The sequence below is a fragment of the Caulobacter sp. genome, from assembly GCF_017744445.1.
Classification (GTDB): Bacteria; Pseudomonadota; Alphaproteobacteria; order Caulobacterales; family Caulobacteraceae; genus Caulobacter.
The window spans coordinates 287,422-297,936 of record NZ_JAGIBH010000004.1; the positions used below are offsets into that span (position 1 = coordinate 287,422).

At 68.1% G+C, this 10,515-nt stretch carries 12 protein-coding genes and 2 tRNA genes; 1 reads left to right on the plus strand and 13 read right to left on the minus strand.

Annotated features, from left to right (window positions below; all coding sequences use genetic code 11):
- Window positions 1-6 precede the first annotated feature (6 nt).
- From J7528_RS08200 to J7528_RS08255, 12 genes are all read right to left on the minus strand, one after another.
- A tRNA-Phe gene (locus J7528_RS08200) sits at window positions 7-82 on the minus strand.
- A gap of 98 nt (window positions 83-180) precedes the next feature.
- Entirely contained in the window at window positions 181-354 is a 174-nt protein-coding gene (gene yacG / locus J7528_RS08205) for a DNA gyrase inhibitor YacG (protein ID WP_291872683.1), read from the minus strand.
- Entirely contained in the window at window positions 351-1,433 is a 1,083-nt protein-coding gene (locus J7528_RS08210) for a ribonuclease E/G (protein ID WP_291872685.1), read from the minus strand. The genes yacG and J7528_RS08210 overlap by 4 nt, the downstream gene beginning before the upstream one ends.
- Entirely contained in the window at window positions 1,430-2,023 is a 594-nt protein-coding gene (locus J7528_RS08215; protein ID WP_291872688.1) for a Maf family nucleotide pyrophosphatase, read from the minus strand. Before J7528_RS08215 ends, J7528_RS08210 begins: the two co-directional genes overlap by 4 nt.
- A 6-nt stretch (window positions 2,024-2,029) precedes the next feature.
- The gene (gene infA, locus J7528_RS08220; protein ID WP_035044427.1) at window positions 2,030-2,248 is read right to left on the minus strand and encodes a translation initiation factor IF-1; all 219 of its coding nucleotides are present in this window, start codon (window positions 2,246-2,248) and stop codon (window positions 2,030-2,032) included.
- A 98-nt stretch (window positions 2,249-2,346) separates the two neighbouring features.
- Window positions 2,347-2,805 (minus strand): low molecular weight phosphatase family protein, encoded by a 459-nt coding sequence (locus J7528_RS08225; RefSeq protein ID WP_291872703.1) that lies wholly within the window; start codon window positions 2,803-2,805, stop codon window positions 2,347-2,349.
- A 4-nt stretch (window positions 2,806-2,809) separates the two neighbouring features.
- Window positions 2,810-3,283 (minus strand): UPF0262 family protein, encoded by a 474-nt coding sequence (locus J7528_RS08230; RefSeq protein ID WP_291872706.1) that lies wholly within the window; start codon window positions 3,281-3,283, stop codon window positions 2,810-2,812.
- A gap of 19 nt (window positions 3,284-3,302) precedes the next feature.
- A complete protein-coding gene (gene hisD, locus J7528_RS08235; RefSeq protein WP_291872708.1) occupies window positions 3,303-4,589 on the minus strand; it encodes a histidinol dehydrogenase in 1,287 nt (428 codons plus the stop codon).
- Between the two features lie 57 nt (window positions 4,590-4,646).
- Window positions 4,647-6,092: an NCS1 family nucleobase:cation symporter-1 gene (locus J7528_RS08240; RefSeq protein ID WP_291872710.1), complete on the minus strand. Its 1,446-nt coding sequence runs from the start codon at window positions 6,090-6,092 to the stop codon at window positions 4,647-4,649.
- A gap of 602 nt (window positions 6,093-6,694) precedes the next feature.
- Entirely contained in the window at window positions 6,695-7,129 is a 435-nt protein-coding gene (locus tag J7528_RS08245) for a DUF2948 family protein (RefSeq protein ID WP_291872712.1), read from the minus strand.
- A gap of 3 nt (window positions 7,130-7,132) precedes the next feature.
- A complete protein-coding gene (gene murA, locus J7528_RS08250; RefSeq protein ID WP_291872714.1) occupies window positions 7,133-8,422 on the minus strand; it encodes a UDP-N-acetylglucosamine 1-carboxyvinyltransferase in 1,290 nt (429 codons plus the stop codon).
- Window positions 8,423-8,533: 111 nt separating this feature from the next.
- The gene (locus J7528_RS08255; protein WP_291872716.1) at window positions 8,534-8,989 is read right to left on the minus strand and encodes a hypothetical protein; all 456 of its coding nucleotides are present in this window, start codon (window positions 8,987-8,989) and stop codon (window positions 8,534-8,536) included.
- 90 nt (window positions 8,990-9,079) lie between these two features.
- On the opposite strand from J7528_RS08255, the gene J7528_RS08260 reads away from it, so the two are divergent.
- Window positions 9,080-9,154 (plus strand) — tRNA-Thr (locus J7528_RS08260).
- A gap of 315 nt (window positions 9,155-9,469) precedes the next feature.
- Here J7528_RS08260 and J7528_RS08265 read toward each other — a convergent pair.
- Window positions 9,470-10,515, minus strand: a 1,046-nt coding sequence (locus tag J7528_RS08265; RefSeq protein ID WP_291872719.1) for a TonB-dependent receptor, incomplete at its 5' end; no start/stop codon positions are given.

Here is a 10,515-nt window from a genome sequence, read left to right on the forward strand (position 1 = left end):
GAGAAGTGGTGCCTGGGACCGGAATCGAACCAGTGACACGCGGATTTTCAATCCGCTGCTCTACCAACTGAGCTACCCAGGCATCTTGCGTTCGGCGGTCGAAACCGCCTCGGCGACCTCGCCGTGCAGCGAGGAGCCGGGTCTATAGGGGAGGCCGGAATGGATGTCCAGCGCCCTTTTTCATTCCTTGTGGATGCTTTCGGAAAGCGGGTTTTCGTCGTCCTCCTCGCTGCCGGGCACGACGTATCGATCGCTCAGCCAGCGCTGTAGGTCGACGTCCGCGCAACGCTTGGAGCAGAAGGGGCGGAAAGCGGTTTGCACCGGCTTGCCGCAGATGGGGCAGCCCGTGCTCATCCGGCGGACACCTCTATGCGGTCGATCGCGAAGTCGGATCGAGATTCGATGACGAAGCGGCGACCCAGGCGCTCGGCGACGCCGGCGTCCAGTTCGGCCGTGAAGGCCTCGGCGACGGCGGGCGCGCAACGGGCGGTCAGGCGACCGCCGGGATCGGCCCTCCCCTCCCGCTCCAGGGCGCGCGCCAGGCGGCGAGCGACATAGCGGGGATTCGCCGACCCGTTTCGGGTCAGCAGCCGGTCGAGAATCGGCGGCGCACGGCGCGGCACGATCATCTCCAGCGTTCCGAACTTGCTGATCGCCCCGATTCCCACGCCCGGATTGTCCGGCGCGAACAGGTTTCGAGCGGCCGTGGTCAGCGCTTGGCCATCATGGCCGCGCCCCACCAGGTCGAAAATGATGATTCCCCCGAGCCCTTTCAGGCGCAGGACCCGCGAGGCGACACTGAGCGCGGCCATGTTGGCCTGGCGCGAGGCCCGCTTCGAATCGCTGGCTTCCCGCGCGCCCAGGTCGACATCGACGGTGGTCAGGGCGCGGGTGGTCTCCACGGCGATGTCGCCACCGCCCGGCAGGGCGAAGACGATGGCCAGGGCGTCGGCCTCGGCCTCCTCGACGGCCGCCAGGGCCTTCTCGCCGGTGGTGGGGGATCCGGCCTTCACATGGTGGCGCAATAGCGCCTCGATGCTCGGAGCAGTGTCGATCACCCGAGGCTCGCCCTGCCCTTCGGCGACGAAGCGGGCCACGGCGGCCTTGTCGGCGCGCGAGGCGGTCTTGATCTCGATCTCGACCGCGCCGCCCTCGACCAGCCTGGGCATGTCGGGCCGGATCGGCAGCAGCACGTCCTGGCCGCCCGGCAGGGCCACGAAGGCCGAAGCGAAGGTCTTCTCGACGGACTTGATGCGGGCCACGCCGCGCACGCCCTCGGCGTCCAGCGGGTCGTCGCTGGGCCAGGCGACGAACAGGCGCTCTGGACGGCCGTCCAGGGTCACGACCCCGACGGTCTCGCCGACGCCCTTGTAGAGATAGGCGCGGCGCTCGCTGGGGGCCTTGGCGGCCCTGTGGTCGGACTTGGCGTTCACGGCCGGTACCCCAGGCCAGAAAGCAGGTTCAAGGTCTCGTACAGCGGCAGACCGACGACGCTGGGATAAGACCCCTGCAACTCGGTGATGAAGCCACCGGCGAGGCCCTGGACGCCATAGCCGCCCGCCTTGCCCTTCCACTGGCCGCTGGCGACGTAGCCGTCGCGCTCGGCGTCGGTCAGGCGCTTGAAGCCGACCTTGGTCTCGACCAGGCGCGAGCCCTCACGGCCGTCTGGCGCGATCAGGGCCACGCCGGTCAGAACCTTGTGGTTCCGGCCCGACAGCAGCTTCAGGCAGTAGAGGACGTCGGCCTCGGTCTCGGCCTTGGGCAGGATGCGCCGGCCGACGGCCACCACCGTATCGGCGGCCAGCACGAACTCGCCCGGCGCGCGGACGGCGACGGCGCGCGCCTTCTCCTGCGCCAGGCGCAGGGCATGGCGGCGCGGGGTCTCGTCGAGCAGCGGACTTTCGTCGATGTCGGCAGGATCGACCCGGTCGGGCGTGATGCCGACCTGGGCCAGCAGGTCCAGGCGCCGAGGGCTCGCGCTGGCCAGCACCAGCGCCGGCTGGGCGGCCGTCTGCGATGCCATGCGCGCTTACTTGAAGCGGTAGGTGATACGGCCCTTGGTCAGGTCGTACGGCGTCATCTCGACCAGGACCTTGTCGCCGGCCAGCACGCGGATGCGGTTCTTGCGCATCTTGCCGGCGGTGTGGGCGATGATCTCGTGCGCGTTCTCGAGCGTCACCCGAAAGGTGGCGTTCGGCAGCAGTTCGCTGACCGTACCGGGAAACTCGAGCAGTTCTTCCTTAGCCATCAGGCCTCTCAAATAGGAACGAATCGGACAGCCGCGAGCCCTCGTCCGACATCGAGTCAGAACGAGGCCGTTCGCGGCGAGGCGCCTCTATAACGCATTCACCCCCCAAACGTCGATGGCGCCCCGAAACGTCGTTTGATTTGCTCGGCGAGCGTGTCGCGAACCTCCCTGTACGCCTCGAGCCGGGCCTCGCGCGAACCGTCCGTCAACGTCGGATCGTGGGTGGGCCAGTACTCGATCTCGACCGAGCGATCGCGCGACAGCTCCACGGCCCGGTGCTGGGCCTCGGGCGTCAGGGAGACGACGACGTCGAAGCTGTCATCCTCCAGCTGGGCGAAGGTCTTGGGCTGGTGGTCCGAGACGTCCAGGCCCAGCTCGTCCATCACCACCACGACGAAGGGGTCGACCCCCTCCCCCGCCGGGTCCGGCTTCAGCCCGCAGGAATCGACGAAGGCCCGCGTGCCGTAGAAGCGCTTGAACAGCCCCTCGGCCATCGGCGAGCGCACGCGGTTGTAGTTGCAGGTGAACAGCACCGCATCCGGAAGCGCGTCGGACACCGGATCAGCCCCGCCAGTGCAGCGCGCAGATCAGGGTGAACAGGCGGCGGGCGGTGTCCAGGTCGGTCTTGACCTTGCCCTCCAGCCGCTCGCGCAACAGGCTCGAGCCCTCGTTGTGCAGGCCGCGCCGGCCCATGTCCAAGGCCTCGATCTGCTGTGGCGTCGAGTTGCGGATCGCCGAGTAGTAGCTGTCGCAGATCAGGAAGTAGTCCTTGATCACGCCGCGGAACGGCGACAGCGACAGCAGGTGCCGACGCTCGTAAGCCGGTCCCTTGATGTCGAAGGCCAGGCGGTTTTCGACCAGCGACAGGCGGATGTCGTAGGGCCCGCCACCCGCCTCGGCCGGCTCGAAATAGTTGCCTTCCAGAAGATCGAAGATCGCGACCTGGCGCTCCTGCTCCTGGTCGCGCGAGGCGGCCGCGAGGCTGTCCTCGTCGATCTCGATCGACTTGATGCTGTGGCTAGGGTCGCTGCTCATCTGCGCTGACGTTGGCGCGTCAGTCGGCGGAAGGCAACCGTATCGACGCCGACAGGGCGTGGGCAGGCAGACCCTCGGCCTTGGCCAGCGCGACGGTGTGCGGTCCCAGGATGCCGAACGAGGTCGTGTCGCACTTCACGATCGAGGTGCGCTTGATGAAGTCGTAGATCGACAGGCCCGACTGGAAGCGCGCCGCGCGGCTGGTCGGCAGCACGTGGTTGGAGCCGGCCACATAGTCGCCGATAGCTTCCGGCGTGACGCGGCCCAGGAAGATCGCGCCGGCGTGGCGGACGCGGTCCGACAGGCGTTCCGGGTTCTCCATGGCGAACTCGACGTGCTCGGGGGCGATGGCGTCGACCAGGGCCGGGCTCTCGTCCAGGGGCGCGATGATCACCGCGCCGTGGTCGCGCCACGAGGCGGCGGCGTCCTCGCCGGTAGCCAGGGTCTTCAGGCGTTCGATAACGGCGGCCTCGACAGCGGCGGCGAAGGCCTCGTCGTCGGTGATCAGGATCGACTGGGCGGCCGGGTCGTGCTCGGCCTGGCTCAGCAGGTCGGCGGCGATCCAGTCGGGATTGTTCTGGCCGTCGGCGACGACGACGATCTCGGAGGGGCCCGCCAGGGCGTCGATGCCGACCACGCCGTACAGCCGGCGCTTGGCGGCGGTGACATAGGCGTTGCCGGGACCAACGATCTTGTCGACCGGCTCGATCGGACCGGCCCCGTAGGCCAGCGCGGCCACGGCCTGGGCCCCGCCCACGCGCCAGATCTCGGTGACCCCGGCTTCCTTGGCGGCGGCCAGGACGGCGGGCTGCAGCTTGCCGGGCGGGGTCACCATGGCGATGCGGTCGACGCCGGCCACCTGGGCGGGCACGGCGTTCATCAGCACGGTCGAGGGATAGGCCGCGCGGCCGCCAGGGACATAGACGCCCACGGCCTCCAGCGGCGTCCAACGCCAGCCCAGCTCGACGCCGGCCTCATCGGTCCAGGCCTGGTCGGCCGGACGCTGGCGGCTGTGATAGGCGCGGATGCGGGCGGCGGCGAAGGCGATGGCCTCACGCACGTCGGCGGGCGTGTCAGCCCAGCCCTGCTCGATCTCGTCGGCGGTGACGCGGATCGTCTCGGCGGTCAGCTCTACCTTGTCGAACTTCTTGCTGTAGTCGAGCACGGCGTCGAGGCCATGGGTCTTCACCGCGTCCAGCACGCTCGCGGCGGCGGCGTCGACATCGGCCGGCGAGCCGCGACGCTCGTCGAGGAAGGCCTTGAAGGCGGCCTGGAAATCCGGGGCGGTGAAGGAGAAACGGCGCATGGCCGCTTAAATGCGGCTTTTGCGGCGGCAAGCAAGTGAGAAAGGCTGCAAACGGCCTTACGCCTTGCCTCGCATCATCACCCCGTACACCCCTGCCGCGATCGCCAGGCCCACAAACCAGGCGTAGGTGTAGAGCCCCGTCCAGAACACGCCGACGCCCGCGAACAGGTGCGGCGCGGCAGCTGCCAGGAAGCCCGGCAGGTTCGGCAGCACGCCCAGCACCAGGGCCACGATCGCCGCGACGTTCCAGCCGCCGCGATAGGCATAGGCCCCATCCTTGGCGTAGAGGTCGTCCACCGCCAGCTGGGCCTTCCGCACGATCCAGTAGTCGACGATCAAGATCCCCGCGATCGGCCCCAAGAGCGCGCCGTAGCCGACCAGCCAGGTGAAGATGTAGCCCTGGGTGGTCTCGAGCAGCTTCCAAGGCATGATCAGTACGCCGATGCCCGCCGTGATCCAGCCGCCGATGCGATAGCTGATCTTGCTGGGCCACAGGGCCGAGAAGTCATAGGCCGGGCCGACCAGGTTGGCGGCGATGTTGCAGCACACGGTGTCCAGGCTGATGATCAGCAGGCCGACCACGACCGCGATGCCGCCGATGTCGCCGGCCAGTTGCACCGGGTCCCAGATCGCCTTGCCGAACACGATGACCGTGGCCGAGGTCGTCACCACGCTGACCAGGGCCAAGAGGCCCATCGGCGCCGGCAGGCCCACGGCCTGGCCGATGATCTGGTCCGACTGTGCGCGGGCGAACCGGGTAAAGTCGGGGATGTTCAAAGCGAGCGTCGCCCAGAAGCCGACCATGGCCGTCAGGGCGGGTGCGAAGACGCTCCAGAACTGGCCAGCCTTGACGCCGCCTTCGACGAAGGCCGAGGGCTGGTGAAAGATCGGCCCCAGGCCGCCAGCCTTGCTGACCGCCCACCAGACCATCAGACCGCAGATCAGGATCTTGATCGGCGCGGTCCAGGTCTCCAGCTTGCGGACGGCGGTCAGACCCTTGGTGACGAACAAGAGCTGGATAGCCCAGAAGGCGAAGAAGGCCAGCAGCTGGCCCAGGCCGATGCCCAGCAGCGGCAACGGCGCGCCCTCGAGCTTCCTGCCGACGATGACGCCCAGCAGAGTCAGCAGCGCCCCGCCGCCGATCCAGGTCTGGATGCCGTACCAGCCGCAGGCCACGATCGCTCGCGCCACCGCCGGGATCCGCGCGCCCTTCCAACCGAACGACGAACGGGCCAGCACGGCATAGGGCACGCCCCATCGCGCGCCGGCGTGGCCGATCAGCAGCATCGGGATCAACACGACGACGTTGCCGGTCAGCACGGTCAGCACCGCCTGACCCGCCGACATGCCCTGCTCGATCAGGCCCGAGGCCAGCATGTAGGCCGGCACGCAGATGACCATGCCCAGCCATAGCGCCGCGAAATGGCGCCAGCGCCAGGTGCGCTGCGCCTCGCTGGTCGGGGCCAGGTCTTCGTTCCACAGGTCGCTGTCGAGCGTGCTCATGCGGCGAAGCTTAGGCGCTTCGCCGCCCTTGGCAATCGGCGGAACAATGTTCGATCACCCAATCTTCGCCTTCCTAGGCCTTGTGCCTAGGACCCATGGATCAGCTCACTCGGCTCCTCCCGAGGGGACGCCGTAAGCGGCGGCGCGCGCCCTTCCACTCCGAGCAGGCGGAACGATAGGTCCTAGGCACAAGGCCTAGGAAGGCGGGTGTTGGGGTATGGGGTGATGCGCGCCCTACCCCATCGCCGCGTAGGCCAGCGTCGCCAGGCCCGCGCAGAACACCACGCAAGAAAACCGGCTGGGCTTCGCCAGCCGCATAGGACGACTTCCGGGCCATCGAGGGCCTCCCTAGCCAGAGCGCGCAGGCGAAAGTGTGAGCGGTTTCGCCGCCAGCGCGCTCGTTTTTTTGGAATGGAGCCTGTTCTGCGAACAGGCTCCGGCCACGCCTCTGGTGGGCGCATGGCGTTAGCCTAACGCCGCTCGCGTCTCAGGAGAATTGGCCCGCCGATCACTACCGCGTGGGACGAATTCGCGGCGACCGCCCTGCCCGCCGAAAGATCAGAAAAAAGGCGCCGCTCAGGGATTGAGCAGGCGCCTAAATCCTAATCCGCGTGGCCCGGTGTCCGGGGTGTGGTCCAGGGATCCGAAACATCGGCCAGGGCCACATCCAGACAATCCACCGAGACCCGCATGTCGCCACCGCCCGAGAAGGTCAGGACGACCAGGCCGGCCGGCGCTTCCTCGGCCGGCTCGAAGCCGATCGACATCAGCGAGACGATCGCGCCCTTGGCGTCACGACGCAGGTTGCGCGCCTGGACGCCGGCGACGTCGCCGAACTGCAAGGCCGAACGCACGCGCTCGCCCTTCTTGCCTTCGGCCTCCCAGCGGAAGCGGTTGCAGGCGATCGTCAGGGTGCGCGCTTGAGCATCCCAGCGGATGTCGCCGATCTTGGCCACGGCGTCCTGGAGCGCGGCCGACAGCACGCCGAGGTCCTCGGCGTCGTGAGCCAGCAGGCGCAGGGGCTTGGGGTCCGCCATCGTCTAGAGCTCCGGCTCGCCGTCGCCCTTGATGCGACGGACCTGAGCGCCGCAAGCGCCCAGCTTTTCTTCCAGGCGCTCGAAGCCGCGATCCAGGTGATAGATGCGGCTGACCGTGGTCTCGCCGCGCGCGACCAGGCCCGCGATCACCAGGCTGACCGAAGCGCGCAGGTCGGTGGCCATCACCTCGGCGCCTTCCAGCTGCTCGACGCCGCGCACGCGGGCCTCGCCGCCCGAGACCGAGATGTCGGCGCCCAGGCGCATCAGCTCGGGGGCGTGCATGAAGCGGTTCTCGAAGATGGTCTCGCGGATGCGGCTCTCGCCGTTCGCGGTCGTCATCAGCGCCATGAACTGCGCTTGCAGGTCGGTGGCGAAGCCCGGGAACGGCGCGGTCTCGATATCCACCGCGTTCAGGCGCGAGCCATTGCGACGGATGATGCAGCCGTCGGCGGTGTGCTCGACACCGGCCCCGGCCTCTTCCAGCTTGACCAGCAGGCTGTCGATCAGGCCCGGACGGGCGTTGGTCAGGCGCACTTCACCGCCGGCCATGGCGGCGGCGACGGCATAGGTGCCCATCTCGATGCGGTCGGGGATCACCGCGTGGGTCGCGCCCTTCAGGCGAGCGACACCGGTGATCGTCACCGTGGGGGTGCCCGCGCCCTCGACCTTGGCGCCCATGGCGTTCAGGCACTCTTGCAGGTCGACCAGTTCCGGTTCGCAGGCGGCGTTGTGGATCACCGACACGCCGTCGGCCAGCACGGCGGCCAGCATGGCGTGCTCGGTCGCGCCCACCGAGACGATCGGGAAGTGGATCTCGGCGCCCTTCAGGCCACGCGGGGCCTGGGCGTAGACATAGCCTTCGTGCAGGTCGATCTTGGCGCCCAGCGCTTCCAGCGCCTGCAGGTGCAGGTCGACGGGGCGCGCGCCGATGGTGCAGCCGCCCGGCAGCGAGACCTTGGCCTGGCCCGAACGGGCGACCAGCGGACCCAGCACGTTGAACGAAGCGCGCATCTGGCGGACCAGATCGTAGGGCGCGAAACCGCTGGTGATCTCGGCGGCGTGCAGCAGGGTCTGCTGGCCGTCCGGGCCATCACTCTCGGTGACTTCCACGCCCAGGCGCGACAGCAGCTTGCCCAGGAAGCGCGTATCGGCCAGGCGCGGCATATTGGTCAGGCGCAGCGGCTCATCCGTGAGCAGGCTGGCCGCCATCAGCTTGATGGCAGAGTTCTTGGCGCCGCTGACCGGGATCGACCCGTTCAGCCGCGCGCCGCCGGTGATGGCGATGCGATCCATTCAAGTCCCTCGAACGCGCGGAGGTGGGGGTCGCCGCGCGGTCCACATGTGAGGGGCGGGTTCTATCCGTTGCAAGAGGGCTTGCAAGGGCTCCACACCGAAATTCGCCTGTTAAATCGGGGCCGAGAGGTCGTAGGGGCGCTCGTCGTCGGCCCAGCGCAGGTCGTGGGTCGCGCCCGCGATGTCCAGGGCGACCTGGGCCAGGTCGATCGCCTTGCGCGTCGCCGCCAGGCCGTCGCGCCCGAAGGCGGCCTTGCCGTGCTCGGTGTCGAACTGGCCGCCGTCGCCCGCCAGCCGCACCGCGACCGCCCAGCCCTGCCCCTCCGGATTCGGAAACGGCGCCGACAGCTCGACCGTCAAAGCGACCCGCTGGCCGTCGCGGTGAGTTATCCCCAGCAAGCTTCGAACGACGTTATACGGCCTCGGCGCAGCTTCGGCGGCGGCGACCGCGGGGTCGGCATCCCCGCCAAAACTCCCACGGGCCGCGGCTTTCCGCTTACGGAGGTTGGTTCTGAGCGCTTCGGCGAGCTTGGCTTCGCGGGTGGATTTGTCGTCGCTGATCGGCATGCGCCGGGGGGTGCGGCGACAAAGTTCTGCGGTCAAGACGATTTTGGGCTTGGCGTTCGCGATTCACCTCGCTATACGCCCCTCCTCTTCGCCGCGGTAGCTCAGTGGTAGAGCGCATCCTTGGTAAGGCTGAGGTCCAGGGTTCGAGTCCCTGTCGTGGCACCATGGGGTCCAAGCAAAATCAATTGCTTGGACCCCACCTACTCCCCGAACTCGCGAAGATTCAAAAGCTTGTAGTCAGCAAACGTCCGTTCGAGACGCTTGCGTGCGGCCAGCGCCGCATAGCGCAAATCAAAATAGCCAAAGTAGATTTTACCCTTGCAGCAGGCTTAACCGTGGCAACGCCACGGGCCGCTCAGCGCCAATTGCTGCCGTTGGCATCGCTCCAGAAACGGGACGCTCGGCTGGTCGCCCGAGCGGCCAGCTTGAGGCTTGTTTTCGAACGTTCTGCTTGCCCCTGTTCGTCCGGACGGTGCGGGATCAGAATCTCGCGCGGATGCCGAGGGTGGCCTTCTGGCCGCTGTAGATGTCGATCTGGCTGTGATGGCCCTTGGCGCCGGGCCAGACCTCGCCGTTTGAGTACCAGGTGCCGCGGTGGTTATTGAGGATGTTGTTGGCGCTGAAATAGGCCTCCAGGCCCATGGCGTTGGCCCTAGTCTTGCGGACCAGGGTGTAGCTGCCCGACAGGTTCACCTCGAGATAGGGGATGAAGGGCTGGGTCTGGGTGATGGAGCCGCTGGGCGTGGCGATGGCGCCGGTCGGGCCGCGGTCCTTCTCGTTGGACCAGACGCTGTTGATGTTCAGGCGCGCGGGGCCGCCGCGCCAGCTGAGGCCCAGCTGGCGGACCTGGGTGGCGACGCGCTCCTGGACCACGCTGGGGTCGCTGTAGAGCCATGAGCCCCGCAGGGTCAGGCCCCGCAGGGCGCCCGGCAGGTAGTCCATGGCGTGGTTGAACTCCAGCTCGTAGCCATTGACCGTGATCATCTGGTCGGAGCGATTGCCATAGGTCTCGAAGGTGGCGTCGGGATATTCCGTGCCGGTGTAGCCGAACTCCTCGGCGGTGAGGCTGCGGGCCACGATCCCGTTGCGGATGCGGTTGTGGTAGTAGTTCACCGCCACCAAGCCGACCGGCTCGAAATACTTCACCAGGCGCACGGAGATGTTGTCCGAATATTCGGGCTTCAGGTTGGGGTTGGGCGCGGTGACGACCGTGCCTTCGTCGGAGATCGCCGTCGACCACACGCCCGCCAGCAGGGCGACGTCCGGACGCTGGATGGTGCGGCTGTAGCCGGCGATCAGGTCGACGTCGTGGTCGAAGCTGTACTTGATCGAGGCGCTGGGGAAGAGGTCGGCATAGTCGCCCTTGCGCTCGACCTTGGCGTTGGTCAGGTACTGATACCGCAGGCCCTCGATGGTGGTGGCTCGGCCGGTGGTCGCGCTGACCGCATAGCCGGCCTTAGCCACGTCCGCCGCGCTCAGGGGCGCGAAGTCGTAGCTGCGGGCCGTGGTCTGCTCCAGGCGCAGGC

Excerpts from the sequence above, each read along its gene's own strand:
- yacG (WP_291872683.1), bottom strand. The coding sequence starts at position 354 with ATGAGCACGGGCTGCCCCATCTGCGGCAAGCCGGTGCAAACCGCTTTC.
- J7528_RS08215 (WP_291872688.1), bottom strand. The coding sequence starts at position 2,023 with ATGGCATCGCAGACGGCCGCCCAGCCGGCGCTGGTGCTGGCCAGCGCG.
- infA (WP_035044427.1), bottom strand. The coding sequence starts at position 2,248 with ATGGCTAAGGAAGAACTGCTCGAGTTTCCCGGTACGGTCAGCGAACTG.
- J7528_RS08230 (WP_291872706.1), bottom strand. The coding sequence starts at position 3,283 with ATGAGCAGCGACCCTAGCCACAGCATCAAGTCGATCGAGATCGACGAG.
- hisD (WP_291872708.1), bottom strand. The coding sequence starts at position 4,589 with ATGCGCCGTTTCTCCTTCACCGCCCCGGATTTCCAGGCCGCCTTCAAG.
- J7528_RS08240 (WP_291872710.1), bottom strand. The coding sequence starts at position 6,092 with ATGAGCACGCTCGACAGCGACCTGTGGAACGAAGACCTGGCCCCGACC.
- J7528_RS08245 (WP_291872712.1), bottom strand. The coding sequence starts at position 7,129 with ATGGCGGACCCCAAGCCCCTGCGCCTGCTGGCTCACGACGCCGAGGAC.
- murA (WP_291872714.1), bottom strand. The coding sequence starts at position 8,422 with ATGGATCGCATCGCCATCACCGGCGGCGCGCGGCTGAACGGGTCGATC.
- J7528_RS08255 (WP_291872716.1), bottom strand. The coding sequence starts at position 8,989 with ATGCCGATCAGCGACGACAAATCCACCCGCGAAGCCAAGCTCGCCGAA.